The organism is Streptosporangium fragile (assembly GCF_039534445.1).
Taxonomy (GTDB): domain Bacteria; phylum Actinomycetota; class Actinomycetes; order Streptosporangiales; family Streptosporangiaceae; genus Streptosporangium; species Streptosporangium fragile.
In genome coordinates this window covers 1-19,431 of sequence record NZ_BAAAVI010000071.1, presented here as the reverse complement: position 1 = coordinate 19,431, position 19,431 = coordinate 1, and the positions used below count along the sequence as shown (strand labels likewise).

16 protein-coding genes are annotated in these 19,431 nt (G+C 73.5%); 5 read left to right on the top strand and 11 right to left on the bottom strand.

Annotated elements, in window-relative coordinates:
- Positions 1 to 20 precede the first annotated feature (20 nt).
- Positions 21 to 641 (top strand): isochorismatase family protein, encoded by a 621-nt coding sequence (locus tag ABD841_RS33080; RefSeq protein WP_344979998.1) that lies wholly within the window; start codon positions 21 to 23, stop codon positions 639 to 641.
- Positions 641 to 1,462, top strand: a complete 822-nt coding sequence (locus ABD841_RS33075; RefSeq protein WP_344980031.1) for an SDR family NAD(P)-dependent oxidoreductase — start codon at positions 641 to 643, stop codon at positions 1,460 to 1,462. Before ABD841_RS33080 ends, ABD841_RS33075 begins: the two co-directional genes overlap by 1 nt.
- Positions 1,463 to 1,611: 149 nt before the next feature.
- Here the strand turns inward: ABD841_RS33075 and ABD841_RS33070 are convergent, their stop codons facing one another.
- On the bottom strand, positions 1,612 to 2,853 hold the full coding sequence (locus tag ABD841_RS33070) for a serine hydrolase domain-containing protein (protein ID WP_344979996.1): 1,242 nt from the start codon (positions 2,851 to 2,853) through the stop codon (positions 1,612 to 1,614).
- Between the two features lie 73 nt (positions 2,854 to 2,926).
- Between ABD841_RS33070 and ABD841_RS33065 the strand changes: the two genes are divergently transcribed.
- Positions 2,927 to 3,850, top strand: a complete 924-nt coding sequence (locus tag ABD841_RS33065; RefSeq protein ID WP_344979994.1) for a cyclase family protein — start codon at positions 2,927 to 2,929, stop codon at positions 3,848 to 3,850.
- 103 nt (positions 3,851 to 3,953) lie between these two features.
- Here the strand turns inward: ABD841_RS33065 and ABD841_RS33060 are convergent, their stop codons facing one another.
- Positions 3,954 to 5,498, bottom strand: a complete 1,545-nt coding sequence (locus ABD841_RS33060) for an AMP-binding protein (RefSeq protein WP_344979992.1) — start codon at positions 5,496 to 5,498, stop codon at positions 3,954 to 3,956.
- A gap of 82 nt (positions 5,499 to 5,580) precedes the next feature.
- A complete protein-coding gene (locus ABD841_RS33055) occupies positions 5,581 to 6,639 on the bottom strand; it encodes an LLM class flavin-dependent oxidoreductase (RefSeq protein ID WP_344979990.1) in 1,059 nt (352 codons plus the stop codon).
- Between the two features lie 282 nt (positions 6,640 to 6,921).
- On the opposite strand from ABD841_RS33055, the gene ABD841_RS33050 reads away from it, so the two are divergent.
- Positions 6,922 to 8,547, top strand: a complete 1,626-nt coding sequence (locus ABD841_RS33050) for a protein kinase domain-containing protein (RefSeq protein WP_344979988.1) — start codon at positions 6,922 to 6,924, stop codon at positions 8,545 to 8,547.
- Positions 8,548 to 8,661: 114 nt separating this feature from the next.
- On the opposite strand, the gene ABD841_RS33045 is transcribed toward ABD841_RS33050, so the two are convergent.
- Positions 8,662 to 9,636 (bottom strand): hypothetical protein, encoded by a 975-nt coding sequence (locus tag ABD841_RS33045; RefSeq protein ID WP_344979986.1) that lies wholly within the window; start codon positions 9,634 to 9,636, stop codon positions 8,662 to 8,664.
- Positions 9,637 to 9,911: 275 nt separating this feature from the next.
- Here ABD841_RS33045 and ABD841_RS33040 point away from each other — a divergent pair, with 275 nt between their 5' ends.
- On the top strand, positions 9,912 to 11,171 hold the full coding sequence (locus tag ABD841_RS33040; protein WP_344979984.1) for an alpha/beta fold hydrolase: 1,260 nt from the start codon (positions 9,912 to 9,914) through the stop codon (positions 11,169 to 11,171).
- A gap of 142 nt (positions 11,172 to 11,313) precedes the next feature.
- Here ABD841_RS33040 and ABD841_RS33035 read toward each other — a convergent pair whose 3' ends face one another.
- From ABD841_RS33035 to ABD841_RS33005, 7 genes are all read right to left on the bottom strand, one after another.
- Complete coding sequence (locus ABD841_RS33035) at positions 11,314 to 12,753, bottom strand: ATP-binding protein (RefSeq protein WP_344979982.1); 1,440 nt, start codon at positions 12,751 to 12,753, stop codon at positions 11,314 to 11,316.
- A gap of 43 nt (positions 12,754 to 12,796) precedes the next feature.
- Entirely contained in the window at positions 12,797 to 14,461 is a 1,665-nt protein-coding gene (locus ABD841_RS33030) for an NAD(P)/FAD-dependent oxidoreductase (protein ID WP_344979980.1), read from the bottom strand.
- Between the two features lie 120 nt (positions 14,462 to 14,581).
- The gene (locus ABD841_RS33025) at positions 14,582 to 15,475 is read right to left on the bottom strand and encodes a TrmB family transcriptional regulator (protein ID WP_344979978.1); all 894 of its coding nucleotides are present in this window, start codon (positions 15,473 to 15,475) and stop codon (positions 14,582 to 14,584) included.
- 168 nt (positions 15,476 to 15,643) lie between these two features.
- Positions 15,644 to 16,237 carry a TetR/AcrR family transcriptional regulator gene (locus ABD841_RS33020; RefSeq protein ID WP_344979975.1) on the bottom strand — a complete coding sequence of 198 codons (594 nt, stop codon included), beginning with the start codon at positions 16,235 to 16,237 and terminating at the stop codon, positions 15,644 to 15,646.
- A 142-nt stretch (positions 16,238 to 16,379) separates the two neighbouring features.
- The gene (glnII, locus tag ABD841_RS33015) at positions 16,380 to 17,393 is read right to left on the bottom strand and encodes a glutamine synthetase (RefSeq protein WP_344979973.1); all 1,014 of its coding nucleotides are present in this window, start codon (positions 17,391 to 17,393) and stop codon (positions 16,380 to 16,382) included.
- A gap of 282 nt (positions 17,394 to 17,675) precedes the next feature.
- Positions 17,676 to 18,476: a MerR family transcriptional regulator gene (locus ABD841_RS33010; RefSeq protein WP_344979971.1), complete on the bottom strand. Its 801-nt coding sequence runs from the start codon at positions 18,474 to 18,476 to the stop codon at positions 17,676 to 17,678.
- A gap of 36 nt (positions 18,477 to 18,512) precedes the next feature.
- Complete coding sequence (locus ABD841_RS33005; RefSeq protein WP_344979969.1) at positions 18,513 to 19,115, bottom strand: HAD family hydrolase; 603 nt, start codon at positions 19,113 to 19,115, stop codon at positions 18,513 to 18,515.
- Positions 19,116 to 19,431 lie beyond the last annotated feature (316 nt).

Genomic DNA, 19,431 nt, shown 5'->3' with positions numbered 1-19,431 from the left:
GTCGGTGTGGTGGAGGTGGGATGCCGGTCGATCTGGGGGCCCTGGCCGCGCCGGGGCACAGCGCGGTGCTGGTGATGGAGATGCAGCGCGGTGTCGTGGGGGACCTGACGAGATTCCCCGAACTGGCGGAGGCGTGTGCCCGGCACGACGTCGTGGCCAACGCCGCGGCCGTCCTCGCCGCGGCCCGTGCGGCGGGGGTGCCGGTGATCCACTGCACCGCGGCCTTCCGGGCCGACCGCGCCGGCTCGCACACCACGAACAGCCCCTTCGTCACCGCCCTGCTCAAGGACCCCGCGCACATGCTGGAGGGCACCGGGGCGGTGGAGGTGCTGCCCGGCCTGCGCGACCCCGGAGACCTGGAGTCGCGCCGCTACCACGGCTTCTCGCCCTTCACCGGGACCTCGCTGGACATGACCCTGCGCTCGCTCGGCGTCTCGACCGTGGTCGCCGTCGGGCTCTCGCTGAACCTCGGCATCCCCGGACTCGCGCTGGAGGCCGTCAACCTCGGCTACCGGGTGGCGGTGGTGACCGACGCGGTGGCCGGGGTCCCCGACGACTACGCGCAGGCCGTGCTCAGGCACACGGTGAGCCTGCTCGCCGCCCGGGTGCGCGCCGCCGACCTGACGGAGGTCTGGACGTGATAGACGGTCTGCGGCTGGACGGCCGCGTCGCGGTGGTGACCGGCGGGGCGGGGGCGATCGGCGCGGCCGTCTGCCGCGACCTCGCCGCGCTCGGGGCCAGCGTCGTCGTGGCCGACGTGGACGAGGACGGCGCCGCCGCCGTCGCCGACGAGCTCAACGACGCCTCCATCGGCCGGGACGCGCCCTCCGGGCCGGGCGGGGGACCCCGGTCGCCGTCCGGGCCGACCGCGGGACCGCGGGCGCCGGCCACGGCCCTGCGGGTGGACCTGGCCGACCCGGGCTCCGTCGAGGAGTTCCACGACCGGGCCGGGCCGGTGGACATCCTCGTCAACAACGCGGGGATCTCGATCGTGGAGCCGTTCGCCACGAGCGACCCGGCGAGCTGGGAGCTGATGTGGCGGGTCAACCTGCGCGGTCCGATGCTCCTGACCCGCCTGCTGCTGCCCGGCATGACCGGGCGTGGCTGGGGCCGCCTGGTCTTCGTCTCCTCCGACGGGGCGCGGGCCGGCTCCGGTGGCGAGGGCGCGTACGCCGCCACCAAGGCCGGGCTGTTCGGCCTGGCCAAGACCCTGGCCAGGGAAGGCGCGCGGGACGGTGTCACGTCGAACGTCGTCTGTCCCGGCCCCACCGACACCCCGATGCTCCGCCGCGTGGACGCCGAGAGGCCGGGGCTGGTCGACAGGCTCGTCCGGGGCATCCCGCTGCGCCGCCTGGGCACTCCCGAGGACGTCGCGGGGCTGGTCGCCTACCTGTGCACCGACAGGGCCGCCTACATCACGGGCCAGACCCTGTCGGTCAGCGGCGGCGTCACCATGCAATGAGCCCGCGCCATGATGCGACGAGCCCGTGCCGCGAGGCGGCGGGCCCATGTCACGGTGCGACGAGCCCGCGCCGCGAGGCGGCGGGCTCGTGTGGCGGTGCGGTGGGCCCGTGCCGCGAGGCGGCGGGCCCATGTCACGGTGCGGTGGGCCTAGAGCGAGTCGTAGACGGCCTCGGCCAGGCGGTGGGCGCGCAGGCTGCCGGAGACCGCGTCGGCCATCTTGTTCATGGTGTAGCCCATGCCGAGGCCGTGCCCGGGATCGCCGAGGCCCAGGAAGCCGCCGAGACCGGTGTGGCCGAAGGCGGAGTCCGCGCCCCGCGCCGGGGTGAGGAAGGTCAGGGCGGGGCGCATGTAACCCAGCCCGAAGGAGCTGTCGACGAACAGCACCCGGTCCGGTCCGTGCACCCTCCGGCGGATCGCGTCGCGCAGGGTCGCCGGTCGCAGGATCCGTCCGGCCACCAGATCGCGGTAGAAGCCCGCCAGGCCCCGGGCGGTGGTGACGGCGCCCATCGCGGGCCAGCCGGCGCGCAGCACGACCGGATGGTTGGCGCCCCCCTTGAGCCGGTGGACGGGCGGGTTGCCCAGGGCCCGGTTCATCAGGCTGTCCCTGTCCAGCGAGGCCCTGGCCATCTCGTGGATCGGGTCACCGGGTTCCCGGCCCGGCAGTTCGGCCACCGTGGAGACCGCTTCCGGCGCCGCCTGCGAAGAGGCGGGCGGGGCGTCCGGGGAGGCGGGCGGGGCGGAGGCCCCGCGGCGCTCGCCCGCGGAGAGCCGGGCCGCCCGTGCCGCCACCCCGTCCGGGGCGCCGACCCACAGCTCCAGCCCGAGCGGCCCGGAGATCTCGGCGGACACGATCTCGCCCACGCTCTTGCCCGACACCCTGCGGATCACCTCGCCGACCAGGAAGCCGTACGTCAGCGCGTGGTAGCCGTGCGCGGTGCCCGGTTCCCAGATCGGCTCCTGACCGGCCAGCCGGTCGGCGATGGCGGGCTGGTCCTCGAACTCCTCCACCGGGATCGGTTCCTCGATCACGGGCAGCCCGGCCTGGTGGGTGAGCAGGTGCTCGACCGTCACGCGTTCCTTGCCTTTGCGGGCGAACTCCGGCCAGACGTCCGCGACCGGGGCCGCGACGTCGAGGAGCCCGCGCTCGGCCAGCAGCAGCGCCACCGTGGCGGTAACCGCCTTGGTGCACGAGTACGCCAGCGCGGGGGTGTCGCGTTCCCAGGGGCGCCCGCTGTGCCGGTCGGCGACGCCGCCCCACAGGTCCACGACCGGCTCGCCGTCCAGGAAGACGGCGAACGCCGCGCCCAGCTCCTCGCCGTCGGCGAAGTGCCCGTCGAACACCTCGCGCACCCGCCGGAACCGGGGGTCGCACCATCCGTACGTGTCCACCCGGGGGCGACCCCGGGCTTCGCCCTCTGCCGTCATCGTCCGTCCCCGCATCTCTTTGAAAGTGAGCGCTTGCTTGGTAACCGAGCCTAACAACTGGGGCCGCTTCGGCCCAGAAGATCAGCGTGGCACCCTGAACCTGCTGACCCCCGCGACGGTCCTGGCCGCACTCGGCGCCGCGGTCACCGGCCGGGTGGTCAGCCTGGCCATGCCGATCAGGGGCGCGACCTCCTCGGCCGCCCCCACGACGGTCCCCCACCTGCGGGGCCGGCCGCTGCCGCAGCATTTCATGTCCGTCGACGGCGGCGACTACGCGGCCGGCGCCCGAGCGATCGGGGCCGGTCTGCGCATGGCCGACGACGCTCTCGTCGTGACCCACCACGGGACCACCACCCACATGGACGCGCTGTGCCACATGTGGTCGGGGGAGGAGCTCTACAACGGCCACCCCGCCGCCCGGGTCAGGTCGTACGGCGCCGCCCGCTGCGGCATCGAGAACGTCGGCGGGGTCGTGGCGCGCGGGGTGCTCTTCGACGTCCCCCGCCACCTCGGTCTCGACCATCTCCCGGCGGGCTTCCGCGTCTCCGGCGACCTGCTGGCGGAGATCCACGACGACGTGCGCCCCGGCGACGTGGCCGTGGTCCGCACCGGCTGGCCCCTGGTCTGGGAGAACTCGCCCGAAGCCTACTGGGCGGGGCAGCCGGGGCTGTCCGCCGACGGCGGCCGGTGGCTCGCCGCCCGCGACGTCGCCGTGGTCGCCTCCGACAACGCCGCCATCGGCGGCCTCAACGCCCGCCAGCTCGCCGACGAGGACCTGGAGGACGACCTGCACATGATCCTGCTCTGGCGGCACGGCATCCACCTGGCCGAGATGCTCTCACTGGAGGAACTGGGCGCGGCCTGCGCGGGCCGCCCCGGCGGGGACTTCGTCTTCGTCGCGGCCCCGCTGCGGATCGAGGGCGGGACCGGCAGCCCGATCACCCCCCTGGCTATCCTCTGAGGGAGACGGTCCTCCGGCGACCGGCCCCGGGCCGGTGCGGCCGACTCCCCGGGAGGCCGGCCCGCACGGCGGGCGGCACGGCGCGGGGTTCCGCGGGGAGGGGTCAGGCGCCGGGGTAGTTGCCGCCGCCGTGGGCGGCGTCGAGGGCGTCGTAGTCGGGGACGAAGCCCTTCTTGGGGATGGCCTCGACGAAGACGACGTCGCGGGGCTTCTTGTAGGAGGCGAGCCGGGCCCGGACGTGCTCGACGACGTCCTCGGCGCCGACGGGCCCGGCACCGGCCTTGAGGACCACGACGGCCTTGACCGCCTGGTGCCACCGGTCGTCGGGGACGCCGATGACGGCGGCGTCCGCGACGGCGGGGTGGGTCTTCAGCACGCGCTCGACCTCGGCCGGGTAGACGTTCTCGTTACCGGACTTGATCATGCGGAGCCGGGGACCGATGAACGTGATCGTGCCGTCGGCCTCGCGGCGGCCGAGGTCACCGGTGTGATGCCAGCCGCCCCGGGTCCTGGCCGCGTTCAGCTCCGGCCTGTTGAAGTATCCGGAGAAGATCGACTTGCCGCGGGCGCAGATCTCGCCCACCTCCCCGGGGGGCACCTCGCTCCCGTCGGGGGCGAGGATCCGCACCTGGACCAGCGGCGACGGCCGTCCGGCGGCCCCGGCGGCGTCCGGGGCGAGCCCGAGGAAGGTCAGCATGCCGCCCACCTCGGTCTGCCCGTAGCCGCCCATCTTCGACCGGCACCAGGGGGAGTCGTCCACCGTCGTCATCGCGTCCCACGCGGCCGAGTGGGAGACGAAGCGGAGCGAGGTCAGGTCGTACTTGCCGCTCTCGTTCGCCCCGGCCACCGCGTCGATCATCTGGCCGAACAGGAACGCCTGGGTGACCTTCTCCGCGTCGATCAGCCGGCAGACCTCCTCGGCGTCGAAGGCCGGGGTGAAGACGTTCGTCCCGCCGATCTGCAGGGTGGCCAGGCAGAACATCATCGTGCCCACGTGGAACAGCGGGCCGCTGTTGAGGAAGGTGAAGCCGGGCTCCATCTGGCGGACCACCAGCAGCGACGCGCTGTGCGCGATCAGGGCGGCACTGCTGAGCAGTGCGGCGGCGGGACGGCCGTCGAAGGCGGCGGTGTAGAGCGCGAGCACCGGCGCCGTGTCCGCACCCCCGCCGCCCGCGCCCCCGTCCCCGTCCACGCCGCCCGCGTCCCTGCTCCGCTCCGGGCCGGGCGCGACGCCCGCTGATCCGCCCGCGAGGAACTCCTCGTAACCGGCCCCCGCGGGAACCCAGCCGTCCCCGCGGAGCGGCGCGGCGGTCTCCGACTCCTCCCAGACGACGACCTTCGGGGCCAGGTCGTCCAGGACGAAGGCCAGCTCGTCGGCCGACTGCCGCCAGTTGGCCGGGCAGAAGATCGCGCCGAGCCGGGACGAGGCCAGCAGCAGCTCCAGCACCGCGTGGCTGTTCCGCCCGAGCCAGAGCACCCGATCCCCGGCCGTGACGCCCCGCGCGGCCAGCGCGTTCGCCAGGCGGGTGACCCGCAGGTCGAGCTCGGGGTAGGTGAACCGCGTCTCGCCGTCCACCACCGCCGTCACCAGGGGGCGGCTGCGGGCGTGCTCGGCGAGGACGTCGGACAGGGTCAACTGGTGGATCATCGCGCCTCCTGCTGGGGGGTGGCGTGCCGTCCGCGTTCGCGCCCTCGCGCCGCGGCCGGCCCGCGCCGTACTGCGGGACAGATCAACGGAAAGCCGGCATGACCTCGGCGGCGAAGAAACGCATGACCCTCTCCATCTCCTCCAGCGGCATCGGCCGGGTGCTGCCGAAGTCGCAGAGCAGGTTGGCGAACCCGGCGTCCTGGAGCAGCCGGATCTGGCCGACCACCCGCTCGGGGTCGCCGATGACCTCCAGCTGCTCCCAGCGGAAGTCGTTGGAGAGCGAGCCGCCCTTGAGGTAGCGGTCCTGGTAGTACTCGAAGCCCTGCGCCGCCCGGCCCGTCTTCGGGTCGATCGGGGCGCTCCTGTCGTTGAAGATCCGGCTGCGGTCGAACCGCGCCTCGAACCTGGACTGGTCCTCGCGGGCCTGCTCCAGGGTCGGGGCCACGTAGACGCTGCGCGCGACCACCAGCTCGGGGCCGGCCACGTCGTGCCCGGCCAGCCCGGCGGTCTCCCGCCAGGTCTCCGCGGCCTTGACCACCTTGCGGAACGGCGCCGCCGGGTCGGCCAGGATCGGCAGGCCGCGCTCGGCGTACATGGTGACGGTCTCCGGCGACACGGCCGCCACGTGAATCGGCGGGTACGGGGTCTGCAGCGGCCGGGGGGCGAGCTCCACCTCTGTTCCGGTCCGGTAGAACTTGCCCTCGTGCCGGAAGGGCCCGGCGCCCCACAGACCGAGGACGACCTCCAGCGCCTCGTTGAACCGGTCGCGGGCCTCGGCCAGGTCGACGCCGAAGCCCTCGAACTCGAAGCTCTGGTAGCCGCGCCCGATGCCCAGCTCCAGCCGGCCGCCCGAGAGCACGTCGACCATCGCCGCCTCCTCGGCGACGTGGATCGGGTTGTGCAGCGGCAGCACCACGATTCCGGTGCCCAGCCGGAGCCGGTCGGTGCGCGCCGCCATGGCGGCCAGCATCGTGAACAGGTTCGGGACCACCCCGTAGTCGCGGAAGTGGTGCTCGGCCAGCCGGACCCCGTGGAAGCCCAGCTCCTCGGCGAGCTCGACCAGCCGCAGGTGGTAGTCGTAGACGTCCTTGAAGCTCTGGCCGTCGAACCGGTGGAAGAGGTGGAAGGTCGAGAACTTCATCGGCTGTCCCCTGGCGGTCGTCTCCGGCTGTCCCGTTCCGCGGTCTCGGGTACGGTGGTCCGCACGAAACCAAGCGCTCGCTTGGGAAGCGTATCAGTTCTCCGCCGAGGGGGAAGTCCCCACGTGGCCCGAGGCCGGTGGGCGGCCTTCCCGAGGCCGGTGGTCGGCCTTCCGCGTCGCCGGCGGAGGCCGGTGGTCGGCCTTCCGCGTCGCCGGCGGAGGCTGGTGGGTGGCCTTCCGCGTCGCTAACGTTGGCCGTGTCACGAGGCCAGGAGGAGCCACATGCCCGGCGGACCCCTGCTTCCCACCGACCCCCGCACGCTGGGTGACTTCCGGGTGGTCGCCCGGCTGGGCGAGGGCGGCCAGGGCGTCGTCTACGAGGCCCTGGCCTCCGACGGTGAGCGCGTCGCCGTCAAGGTGCTCAAGAACGGCGCCGACCCGACGACCCGGGCGAGGCTCGCCCGCGAGGTCGAGGCCGCCCGGCGGGTCGCGCCCTTCTGCACGGCCAGGGTGATCACGGCAGACCTCGACCGCCCCGACCCGTTCGTGGTGAGCGAGTTCGTCGCCGGTCCCTCCCTCGCCGAGCGGGTGCGGGAGAACGGCCCGCTGCGCGGCGGGGACCTCGACCGGCTCGCGGTCGGCACCGCCTCCGCCCTGGCCGCCATCCACGGCGCCGGTGTCGTGCACCGCGACTTCAAACCCGCGAACGTGCTGCTCGGGCCGGACGGGCCGCGCGTCGTCGACTTCGGCATCGCCCGGCCGCCGGACGCCGGCACGGCCACCTCGGCGCTGTCCGGCACGCCGCCGTACATGGCGCCCGAGCAGCTCAACGGGGTCCGCGCCTCGCCGGCGTCCGACGTGTTCGCCTGGGCCGGGACCATGGTCTACGCCGCGACCGGCCGCTCACCGTTCGGCGGCGACACGGTCGCGATCGTCTTCGGCCGTATCCTCACCCAGGAGCCCGACCTCGCGGGCGTCCCCGCCGGGCTGCTGCCCACCCTGGCGGCCTGCCTGGCCAAGGACCCCGCCGCCCGCCCCACCGCCCGCGACCTGATGATCCGCCTCGTCGACCCGGGTGCCTCCACCGTCGCGGTCCCCGGTGTCGGCCCGGTGCCCAGCGCCTACGTCCCCGGCACCCGGCCCGTCCCCGCCGGTCCGCCGGGGCCTTCCACGGCCCCGCTCCCCGCCGGCCCGCCGGCCCCCTTCGGGTCTCCGCTCCCCGCCGGCTCGCCGGGGCCTTCCACGGCCCCGCTCCCCGATACCCCGGGAGGCCGCCCCACCGCCGGCCCGTCCACGACACCCCGGGCACCGGGGCCGCCGCACGGCAGGCGTGCGCCCGGTGGGCGCCGCCGGGTGCGCAACGCGGCCCTGGCCGCGGCCCTCGCCGTGATCGCCGTCCTGGGCGTGACCGGAGTGCCGTTCGTCAGGGGGACGTTCGGCGGCGGTGCCGGTGCCGGTGCCGCGAATCACGGCACGGCTCCGGCGACCTCGGCCGGCCAGGCCGGCCCGAGCACGGCTCCCGACCCCGGGGCCACCGGAGGCGCCTCCGGCCGGGGCGGCGCGAGCGGCGACCCCGGGACGGGCGGCGCGCGCCGGATCCCGGAGGCCTTCGCCGGAACCTGGACGGGGGAGGTGACCTCGCAGGACGCCCGCAGGGACACCTACTCCGCCACCCTCACCCTCACTCCCGGCTCCGGCACGGCCACCTGGCGGGCCAACGGCTGCGACCAGCGGGCCACCCTGAACAGGGTCAGAGGCGGCGACACGCTCGACCTCACCCTGGAGCAGGAAGATCAGTGCGTGGGCGGCGACATGACCCTGGTGCTGACCGGCTCCGGCGCACTGCGCTTCACCGGGCAGGACGGCGGCAGCTCCATCGAGTACCGGGGGGAACTCCGCCGGTCCTGACCGGGGGAGGGTTACGGTTTCCGGCGGCCGGATACGCCGGGGAGGCGGCGCCCGCGGGCCGTCGCCCCGCGGCGAAGGGCTCTTCGGGACGCGGCGCCGTCAGGTCCCGGGCGGTCAGCCGGCACGGACGAGCCGGAAGGAGTACGGGCCGGTCCTGGCGGCCGGTGAGCGGACCACGAGGGCGTAGCGGCCGTCGCCGGCGGTCAGCGGCATCGGGAACTCGTACCCGCACAGCGGGACGGGTTGCCGCGCGGTCGCGACGCTCGTCTCCGCGGCGTCGACCAACTCCAGCTCCATGACGGCGCAGGAGCCCGATCCGCCGATCACCTTGACCGCGGTGGCGCCGTCGGAGTCGAACTCGAACCGGTGGACCTCCCCGCCGGTCGCCAGCCTTCCCGCGCCCCGGGGAGCCCCCTCGCCGATCTTCAGGCCGAGTTTGACGGGGAAGGACCGGACCTTGACGGTCGCGAGGCGGAAGGCGTACGGGCCGATCACATTGGTGTCGCCGGTGATCTCGAGGCGGTGCCCGCCCGTCTTGGCCAGTTCGAAGACCTGGTTCCCGCCGCACATGGTGATCCCGGCCGGGCCTTCCGGCAGGCCGTCGGCCTCGGCGACCACCTGGATCCGGATGCCGCAGTCTCCCTGCATGTCGGCGACGTAGAACTGCCGGGCGTCGCCCAGGTCCAGGGTGAACGTGTCCTTCTGACCGGCCCGGGTCAGCTCGGCGGAGACCGTTCCGCCGTCGGCGAGGGTACCCCCGGGGGCGACCGCCCCGCCCCCGCCAGAGCCGTCCGCCGTCTCCTGCGGGGCCGAGGGCTCCGGCGATGTCGCCGGTTCCCGCGGCGGGAGCGTGTCCGTCGCGGGTGGCGCGGTCGCGTCCGAGGTCGCGCGGGCCGGGGCGGGGGAGGCGGCGGTCGGGTCACCGGAGCCCCCCAGGACGCCGCATCCGGCGATCAGGGCGGCGAGAAGCGGCACGCCCAGCAGGCGGGCGGGGCGGGCGGGGCGGGCGACGGCCACCGGGACGGCACGGGGGCCTGCCGTTTCACCGGCGCGGGGGTTCGTCATGTCCACGACGCGGGGGTTCGTCATGTTCGCATCGTGCGGTCGTCCGCTTACAAGCCGATTGCCTCCCGCTTGCGAGGGAGCGCCGTCCTCTCCCGCGTACGGGGGTTCCGGCCACGCTTCCCGGCGCACCGGCCGCCTCCCGGTCCTCCCCTCGCGTGTGGGGCGTTTCCGCCCGCCCGGTCTCCGCGGTCCCGGCCGTCGCCGTTCTCCCCCGTGTGTGCGGCGTTTCCCCCGGGCACCGGGCCGGGCGCCGCCGAGGGAACCGGGAGCGGCCGGCGGGGTGGGGTAGCTTCTCCCGAGTGACTGTCCTTCTGCCCGGTGTGGCGCTCACCGATCACACGTTCACCGTTCCCCTCGACCACGCCGATCCCGGCGGGGCGACGATCGAGGTGTTCGCCCGTGAGGCGGTCGACCCGGCCAGGCGGGGGGAGGGCCTGCCCTGGCTGCTCTTCCTGCAGGGCGGGCCCGGGGGCAAGTCACCGCGGCCCACCGCGGCCGACGGCTGGCTGGGGCACGCGCTGAAGACCCACCGCGTCCTCCTGCTCGACCAGCGCGGGAGCGGCCGCAGCACGCCCCTCACCGCCCGGACGGTGACCGGTACGGACGCGGAGCTCGCGGCCCGCCTCAAGCACTACCGGGCCGACTCGATCGTGGCCGACGCCGAGCTGATCCGGCGCAGGCTCTGCGGCGACCGGCCGTGGGAGACCCTCGGCCAGAGCTACGGCGGTTTCGTCACGCTGACCTACCTCTCCCGGGCTCCCGAGGGGTTGCGGGCCTGCTACGTGGCGGGCGGCCTGCCCGGCCTGGACGCCACCGCCGACGACGTCTACGCCCGCACCTACCCGCGGGTCCGTGACAAGGTCGCCCGCTACTTCGCCCGCTACCCCGAAGACTTCGGGCGCCTCCAGGCGGTCGCCGCCCACCTGCGGCGCCACCGGGCCACGCTGCCGGACGGCGACGTGCTGACCGTGCGCCGCCTGCAGACCCTCGGCCTGTGCCTGGGCATGAGCGACGGCGCCGAATACCTGCACTGGGTGCTGGAGGAGGCATGGCACGGCGACAGGCTCTCCGACCTGTTCCTGTACGAGGCCATGATGGCCACCGGGTTCGTCGGCAACCCGCTCTACGCGGTCCTGCACGAGTCGATCTACGCCCAGGGCACCGCCACCGCCTGGGCGGCCCACCGGCTGCTGCCCGAGGAGTTCCACGAGGACGCCGAGCCGACGCTCCCCACCGGGGAGATGATCTACCCCTGGATGTTCGACGACATCGCCGCCCTCCGCCCGTTCAAGGGGGCCGCGGAGATCCTCGCCGCCGAGTCCGGCTGGCCCGCCCTCTACGACCCGGCCCGGCTCGCCGCCAACCGCGTCCCCGTGGCCGCCGCCGTCTACTACGACGACATGTACGTCGACGAGGGCCTGTCCATGCGCACCGCCCGCGCGGTCGGCGGCGTGCGGACGTGGGTGACCAACGAGTGGGAGCACGACGGCGTCCGGGTCTCCGGCGGCAAGGTCCTCGCCCGCCTGATGGACATCGTCAACGGCGTCCACGGCTCCTAGCGGGCGGTGCCCCTTCCGCCGGGGACGCGCGGGCCGCGGCGGAGCTTCGCTGCACGGCCCCTCCCGGGGCGGGGCCGGTCCGGCCCCGCCCCGGGAGGGGGTCTCCGCGGGAGCCGGGACGTCCCGTGGGACGTCCCGGGGGTCAGGACGTCCCGGAGGCCGCGGCGGGGCCGGGAGTCTCGGCGAGGGGCAGGCGCACCTGGAAACGGGTGTCCCCGGGTTGCGACTCCACACGCAGGTCGCCGCCGTGGCGGCCGGAGACGATGCGGAAGGAGATGTCCAGGCCGAGACCGGTGCCCTCGCCGACCGCCTTGGTGGTGAAGAACGGCTCGAAGATCCGCTCGCGCAGTTCCTCGGGGACGCCCGGGCCGGTGTCGCAGATCTCGATCAACGCGACCGTGTCGTGCTCCAGGCGGGTGCGGACGGTGAGGGTCCCGGTGCCCCCCATCGCGTCCAGGGCGTTGTGGATGAGGTTGGTCCACACCTGGTTCAGCTCCCCGGCGTAGGCCGGGATGGGCGGGAGCGCGGGGTCGTAGTCGGTGGCCAGGGTGATCCCCGGGGGGATCTTGCCGCGGAACATGGTGAGCGTGCTGTCCAGCAGTTCCCGCACGTCCACCGTCTGGTAGGGCGCGCGGTCCATCTGGGAGTACTGCTTGGCGGAGGCGATCAGCGAGGAGATCCGCTCGGTCGCGTCGGTGATCTCGTTGAGCATCTGCGAGATCTCGGTCGCCTCGGCCAGCCAGTGCACGGCCGCGTTCAGGTGCCGGTCGCCGACCGCGTCCCGGACCTTCTCCAGCAGGCCGGGGGTGAACCCGGCGCTCACCAGCGGCGGCGCGATGTCCCAGGCCTCCTCCACCCCGGCCTCCTCCAGGGCGTCGGACAGCTCGTCCTCGGCGTCGGAGGTCTCCAGCGGGGAGCGCTTCGGCGCCTCCCCGGCCTTCTCGGCGCACGCCTCCTGCAGGTCGACCAGGGCGCGGAGCCGCTCGGGCTCGATGCCCGACTCGGCCAGCTCGGCCAGGCGCCTGCGTGACATCCGCACCTTCTCCCGCAGGTCGCCCACGGCGCGCACGGCCGCGGCGGCCGGGTTGTTGAGCTCGTGGGTGAGCCCGGCGGTGATCGTGCCGAGCGCGGTCAGGCGCTGCCGCCGGTCGATCAGCTCCCGCTGGGCCATCCCGCCCAGGCGCACCCCGTCGAGCAGGTGCACCGCCATGGGGAACCACTCGTTCATCATCCGGCGGAACTTCTCGGCCGGGAGCACGAAGATCCGCGACGGCTTGGTGGCGCGCAGCGAGTGGGTGTAGTTCTGCGGGGCGCGGTCGCCGAGGTAGGCGGAGACCGCCCCGGCGTAGACGCCCGGCTGGGAGGTGGGGGTCATCGTGACCGCCCCGGCGGGCGTCTCGGTGATCATCACGACCTCACCGTCGATCAGCACGACGAAGCACTCGGCGGGCTCGCCCTGCCTGACGATCGGCTCGCCCGCCGCGAACTCCCGTTCCGTGCCGTTGGCCGCGAGCCACTCCAGCCGCTCCTCGTCGAGCTTCTCGAAGAGGAACAGCTTGCGGAGCACGTCCGTGCCGGTCATGCGGCCTCCTTCGGGAACCGCCGCCGGGCGGGGGCCCGGCGGGTCACGCCTGCTCCAGGTAACGGTGGACGAGGGCCACGGCCATCGCGCCCTCGCCGACCGCCGAGGCGACCCGCTTGATCGAGTCGGCCCGCACGTCACCGGCGGCGAACACCCCCGGCACGTTGGTCTCCAGGTGGTACGGCTCACGCCGCAGCGGCCAGTTGCGGGGGCGGTTCTCGGCGGAGGTCAGGTCGGGCCCGGTCAGGATGAAGCCCTTCGCGTCGCGCTCGACGGTGTCGCCGAGCCACTCGGTGAACGGCTCGGCGCCGATGAAGACGAACAGCCACTCGGCGTCGACCGTGCGCTCGCCGTCCGGGCCCTTCAGCGTGATCCGCTCCAGGTGGCCGTCCCCCTCGGCGCCGACCACCTCGGTCCCGGTGTGCACCTCGATGTTGGGCAGCTGCGAGATCTGCTCGATCAGGTAGTGCGACATGGTCCTCTCCAGCCCGTCGCCCCTGACGACGAGGTGGACCCTGCTCGCGTACCCCGACAGGTGGACGGCGCCCTGCCCGGCCGAGTTGGCCGCGCCCACGATGTAGACCTCGCGGTTCCTGCACTCCGGCGCCTCGGTCACGGCCGCGCCGTAGTAGCAGCCGGAGCCGATGAAGTCGTCGAGGCCCGGGGCGTTCAGCCGCCGGTAGGAGACGCCGGTGGCCAGGATGACCGTGTGCCCGGCGATGCTGCCGCCGTCGGCGAAGCCCACCACCTTGGCCTGGCCCTTGACCTCCAGGCTGGTCACCTTGCGCGCGGTGAGCAGCTCCGCGCCGAACTTCAGCGCCTGGCGGCGGGCGCGGTCGGCGAGCTGGGCGCCGGAGACGCCGTCGGGGAAGCCCAGGTAGTTCTCGATGCGGGAGCTCTGCCCGGCCTGCCCGCCGGAGGCGTGCTGCTCGACCATCACCGTGCGCAGCCCCTCGGAGGCCCCGTAGACCGCCGCGCCCAGCCCGCCGGGGCCGCCGCCGATGACGATCAGGTCGTAGAAGTCGGTGGCGGGGGCGGTGGACAGCCCGACGGCCTCGGCCAGCTCGGCGGTGTTCGGCGCGATGAGCGTGACGCCCTCGGCGGTGATGACCAGTGGCAGCCTGGCCGGGCCGGTCCCGCCCGTCTCCCCGGCCGCGGCCAGCAGCTCGGCGCCCTCGGGGCTGTCGGCCAGCACCCAGCGGTAGGGCACCTGGTTGCGGGCCAGGAAGTCGCGGACCTTGTACGACCGCGCCGACCAGCGCGCCCCCACCACCCGCAGCTCGTCGGTCTCGCGCCGGTCCGTCCGCTGCCAGGCATCCAGCTGGGCGTCCAGCACCGGGTAGAACTTCTCCTCCGGCGGGTCCCACGGCTTGAGGAGGTAGTGGTCGAGGTCGACCACGTTGATCGCCTGGATCGCCGCGTCGGTGTCGGCGTACGCGGTCAGCAGCACCCGGCGGGCGTACGGGTACAGGTCCATCGCCTGTTCCAGGAACTCCACGCCGTTCATCTGGGGCATCCGGTAGTCGGCCAGGATCGCCGCGACGTCGTCGCCGCGCAGCCGCAGCTCGCGCACACTCTCGATGCCCTGCACCGCCGTCTCGGCCCGGACGATCCGGTACGACTGGCCGTACCTCCGCCGCAGGTCGCGCGCTATGGAGCGCGAGACGCCCGGATCATCGTCGACCGTCATGATGACCGGCTTGTCCATGTGCTGCCTTTCCCCGAGGTGGAGACAATCCAGATTGCGACAATCTCTCCGAAGGATGTCACATCTACGTTAAAAGCCCTTCTTCTCCCAGTGGACGGGCCGGTGCGGGACCGGCGGACGTCAGCGGGTCCCCGGCCGGTCGGCGCCGGGCGGGGGAACCCGCGGGTGGGCGGGCAGGCCCGCGGCGCGCATCAGGGCCGCCGGATGGCCGTGGCCGGCGCGCAGGCGCTTGAGCCGGGGGTCGTCGGCCCAGAACTCGCGCATGGTCTCGTGGCCGACCCGGTCGGCGATGATCTGCAGGGCGATGTCGTTCCTGATGTACTCCACCGCCATCGTCACCACGGCCGGGTCCTCGGTGTAGACGCCCCACGCCGTGTCGCCCGTGAAGCCGCCGACCAGGGTCTCCCGCCGGTCGGCGGCCACGACCAGGAGCCGGCAGCCCAGGCCCTCCGAGACCTCCTCGGGGGAGGAGAAGCGGTGCTCGTACAGGTGTCCCACGGGGTTCTCGGCCGGGCCGAAGTGCATCAGCGAGGTCTCCACGCCGCGTTCGACCGCCCGCTTGACCAGTGGGGAGAGGCGCTTCATCTCCTCGGGCCAGACTGACAGGAACAGGTCGGCGCGCGCCCCGGCGATCACGTCCTCGGCACGGGCGAGCAGCGCGCCGGCGTCCTTGAGGCTGTGGATCAGATGGGCCTCGGGCGGCGCCACGATCGCCGGCAGGGAGGACTCCAGCGCCTCGATCGAGTCGTCGAACTCCCGGCGCATCCGCTCCAGCAGCGACCGCGGCGGCAGTGGCAGGTAGTCGGTGGCGTCGTCGGCCTCCCGCAGCTCGTAGGCCGCTCCCTTGGCCACGAGCTTGCCCAGCGTCTCGTAGACCGTGCTTCGCGGCACGCCGGAACGCTTGGCGACCTCGTAGCCGTTGAGCGGCTGTCCGGCGCCGACCAGGGTGACGTACGCCTTGGCCTCGTACCCTGACATGCCCAGGCGCTGTAATTGCTCCACTACGTCGCGCATCGCAGTTATGGTACGGCGCGCGATAGCTGTTTAGCGCTGTCCTAAAGGACCTGTTTCGTGGGATTTTCGGGAGGAGGGCATTTTGGGCCCCCCTTTCCCGCTGGTAGACCGGTCAGAGGGTGCACGAAGGGATCTTTCGCGTCTTTGCTAGAAACCGAATCTGGTTCGTTAGTGAGCGGGCTCCAGGGCCCGGAGGGCGAACTCGACCACCGTGTCGGCGTATTCGTGGGTGAGGGGGTGGGTGCGCAGCATCCAGCGGTGGTAGATCGGCCCGTACAGCAGCTCGACGGCCACGCTCAGGTCGGCGTCCGCGGCCACCTGCCCCGCCCGCTGGGCGCTGCGCAGCCGGTCCTTGGTCACCTCCAGGAGCGGCCCCAGGATCCGCGCGGTGATCTCGGAGTTGAGCGTGGGGTCGGCCAGCGACTCGGCGGTGAGGGCCCGGCTCATCGCGTCGAGCCTGGGGTCGTTGTACTCGTCGACGATGGCCCGGAGCACGCCGCTCAGGTCGGCCCGGAGATCGCCGGTGTCGGGCAACGACAGGCCGCCGGTGTCGTCCTCGCTGAGGGAGAGCACCGCGTCGACGAAGACGGCGCCCTTGGACGGCCACCAGCGGTAGATCGTCTGCTTGCCCACGCCCGCACGCGCGGCGATCGCCTCGACGGTCAGCTTGGCGTACCCGGCCTCGGCGACCAGATCGAACGCGGCGCTCAGGATGGCCCGGCGCGACCGCTCGCTGCGGCGGGCCGGATTGGGTGTCTTCACGCGGCCGAATGTACCAAACGGCGAGCCGGAACGTCTCGTCTTGCCTTGGCCGTCCCCCGGGCACCGTCCGGGCCGGGAAAACGGCGAGGCCGCGACCGCCCCCGGCAGGGCGTTCGCGGCCTTCGCGGTGATCGGACCCGGATCAGACCTGGCCGGCCTTCTCCAGAGCGGAGCAGCAGGTGCCCACGATGAGGCGGGTCACGTTGTAGGGGTCGACGTTGGCGTTCGGGCGACGGTCCTCGATGTAGCCCTTCTTGTCGACCTCGACCTGCCACGGGATGCGCACCGAGGCGCCGCGGTCGGAGACGCCGTAGCTGAACTTGTCCCACGGAGCGGTCTCGTGGTGGCCGGTGAGGCGGTCCTCGATGCCGTGGCCGTAGTGCTTGACGTGCTCCATGGCGTTGGCGCCCAGAGCCTCGCAGGCGGTGATGATCGCGTCGTAGCCCTCGCGCATCGCCTTGGTGGAGAAGTTGGTGTGCGCGCCGGCGCCGTTCCAGTCACCCTTCACCGGCTTGGCGTCGAGGGTGGCGGCGACGTTGTAGTCCTCGGCGGTGCGGTAGAGCAGCCAGCGGGCGATCCACAGGTGGTCGGCGACCTCGACGGGGCCGGCCGGACCGACCTGGAACTCCCACTGGCCGGGCATGACCTCGGCGTTGATGCCGGAGATGGCCAGGCCGGCGGCCAGGCAGTAGTCGAGGTGCTTCTCGACGATCTCGCGGCCGAAGACCTCGTCGGCGCCGACGCCGCAGTAGTAGCCGCCCTGCGGGGCGGGGAAGCCGCCGAGCGGGAAGCCGAGCGGGCGGCCCTCCTTGAAGAAGGTGTACTCCTGCTCGATGCCGAACCAGGACTCCTGGGCGGCGTACTTCTCGGCGACCTCGACGAGCGGGGCGCGGGTGTTGCTCTCGTGCGGGGTCATGTCGATGTTCAGGACCTCGCAGAGCACCAGCACGTTGTCGCCGCCGCGGATCGGGTCGGGGCAGCTGAAGACCGGCTTGAGCACGCGGTCGGAGGAGCCGCCCTCGGCCTGGTTGGTGCTGGACCCGTCGAAGCCCCAGATCGGCAGGTCGGCGCCGTCCGCCAGGATCTTGGTCTTGGAACGGAGCTTGGCGGTCGGCTCGGTGCCGTCGATCCAGATGTATTCAGCCTTGAAGGTCATCGGCGGAGTCCTTGAGGAGGAAGGGGATCTGCTGCGCTCAAAGATTCGCAAGTCGCGATTTCGCAACTGTTGCCCGAATGTGAACAGGGTGTTACCCAGGGCCGTTTGGCCAGGCAGCGGCCACCGGAGAACTCCGCACATCCGTAAAACACGCCTGTGAGCTGCCCGTTTCAGGGTCGAAGGGAGCGAATGAGACATCCGTCACTCGGGCTTCTCCCGCCGCCGCGCGGCGGGTCGCCGTTCCCGCCGCGGGGGCCGTTATGGGTGCGCGGGCCGTCCTCGTCAGCCGTTCCGGGTGCGCGGGCCGTCCTCGCCGTGGGGGCCGTTCCGGGCGCGCGGACCACCCTCGCCGCGGGGGCCGTTCTCGTCGCGAGAGTCGTCTCCGCCGGGGAGCCTGCGGGGGCCGTCTCCGTCCCGGGGGCCGTCCGCGCCGTAGGAGATGCCGAAGATGTGGGCCGAGGCCGACTCCTGGGCCAGGCGCCGCATGACATCGAGGACCCTGCCGTGCAGGACCGTCCCGAGGACCAGGGCCTCGACCGCCGCCTCCCGGGGGCCGCCGACGGGGATGGTGCCGATCTCGTGTTCCGCGACGAGCCTGGCGGCGGTCTCGGCGTAGGGGCGGAGGGCCTCGCCGGTGGCGGGCATGCCGAGCCGGTCGAGGGCGAGGATGGCGTGGGCCAGTTCGTCGCGGGTGGGTGCCTCGGGGTCGATCCGCCAGCCGAGGTCGTCGATCAGGGCGTCGGCCCCGGCACGGGCGCGCCGCCACTCCTCGCCGGCCGCCGGCGGCTCCACCGGGGGGGCGATGGCGTAGTGCGCGGTGCCGAGCACGTGGTGCATGCTCAGGCTCTCGTCGTCGACGGCGGTGAGCACCTTGCGGATGGACGCGATGGGCAGCCGCCCCACCTCCAGCAGCGCGCGGATCAGTCGCAACCGCCGCAGGTGGCTCTCGCCGTACTCCGCCCGGGTGGCCGAGGTCTGCGCGCCCGTCGGGAGGAGTCCCTCGCGCAGGTAGTACTTGATCGTCGGGATGGGCACGCCCGACGTGGCGCTGAGCTCGGATATCCGCACTACTGGATAGTACAACTAGCCAATGATGCGCGGCGGCAGGAGCGTTGCGGGTCAGTGCGGCCGGTGGATGGCGGGGCGGACGTCGATGACGGTCATGCCCGCGGCGAGGGCGGCGGCCACTCCCTCGTCGGTGTCCTCGTAGGCGACGCAGGCGTACGGCGCGACGTCGAGGAGCCGCGCCGCCAGGAGGTAGACGTCCGGGGCGGGCTTGCCATAGCGGACGTCGTCCCTGGTCACGACGGCGTCGAAGAGCGGGCGCAGACCGGTGACGCGCAGGGTCTCCTCCACGGCCTGGCGGGCGCCCCCGGAGGCCACCGCCATCGGCACCCGCCCCCGGTGGGCCTCGGCGACCGCGCTGACCGGCCGGTGCGGGGTGACGGTGTGGATCAGCCACTGGTAGGCGTCCAGCGCCGCCGCGCGCACCGCCCGGTGGTCGAGCTCCACCCCGAACTCGACCTCCAGCTCGGCCAGCAGGCGGTCGCCGGACAGTCCGGTGCGCGCGCGGTACCACGCGGGGTCGAGCTCCACCTGCCATCCGGCCAACGCGTCCCGCCAGGCGCTCTCGTTGGCGGCGGCGGTGTCGACGAGGGTCCCGTCACAGTCGAAGATCAGGGCGGCATACGGCGTGGAGGGCTGGAGTCGCTGATCGAGCATGGTCGCCTAACGCGTGATTTCCGGGGTTTCGTCAAGCGTATCGCGCACCGTACCGAGCAAGCGCTTGCCTAAGTGGGGTGGGCGCGTTAGCGTGACGGGCGACGGTCGAAGCCAGGAGGATCCAGGCGGTGAGGGTCCCCGGCCGGCCGTCGCGACCACGCGATCCGGCTCCCGGGCCGGACGGGGACGCGCGGCACGCGCCCCGCCGCCCGCGGGACGCGCGGCGCGCGAGGAAGACGCCGCCCGCGTCCACGGCGCCCGGCGGCCCACGGACGTCGCCCGCCGGGCCGGATCGCGCCCCGTCCCGGCGGGCGGT

Bases quoted from the DNA above. Each gene is read 5' to 3' on its own strand.
- ABD841_RS33030 (WP_344979980.1), bottom strand. From the start codon at position 14,461: ATGGACAAGCCGGTCATCATGACGGTCGACGATGATCCGGGCGTCTCG.
- ABD841_RS33045 (WP_344979986.1), bottom strand. From the start codon at position 9,636: ATGACGAACCCCCGCGTCGTGGACATGACGAACCCCCGCGCCGGTGAA.
- ABD841_RS33035 (WP_344979982.1), bottom strand. From the start codon at position 12,753: ATGACCGGCACGGACGTGCTCCGCAAGCTGTTCCTCTTCGAGAAGCTC.
- glnII (WP_344979973.1), bottom strand. From the start codon at position 17,393: ATGACCTTCAAGGCTGAATACATCTGGATCGACGGCACCGAGCCGACC.
- ABD841_RS33005 (WP_344979969.1), bottom strand. From the start codon at position 19,115: ATGCTCGATCAGCGACTCCAGCCCTCCACGCCGTATGCCGCCCTGATC.
- ABD841_RS33050 (WP_344979988.1), top strand. From the start codon at position 6,922: ATGCCCGGCGGACCCCTGCTTCCCACCGACCCCCGCACGCTGGGTGAC.
- ABD841_RS33060 (WP_344979992.1), bottom strand. From the start codon at position 5,498: ATGATCCACCAGTTGACCCTGTCCGACGTCCTCGCCGAGCACGCCCGC.
- ABD841_RS33025 (WP_344979978.1), bottom strand. From the start codon at position 15,475: ATGCGCGACGTAGTGGAGCAATTACAGCGCCTGGGCATGTCAGGGTAC.
- ABD841_RS33055 (WP_344979990.1), bottom strand. From the start codon at position 6,639: ATGAAGTTCTCGACCTTCCACCTCTTCCACCGGTTCGACGGCCAGAGC.
- ABD841_RS33080 (WP_344979998.1), top strand. From the start codon at position 21: ATGCCGGTCGATCTGGGGGCCCTGGCCGCGCCGGGGCACAGCGCGGTG.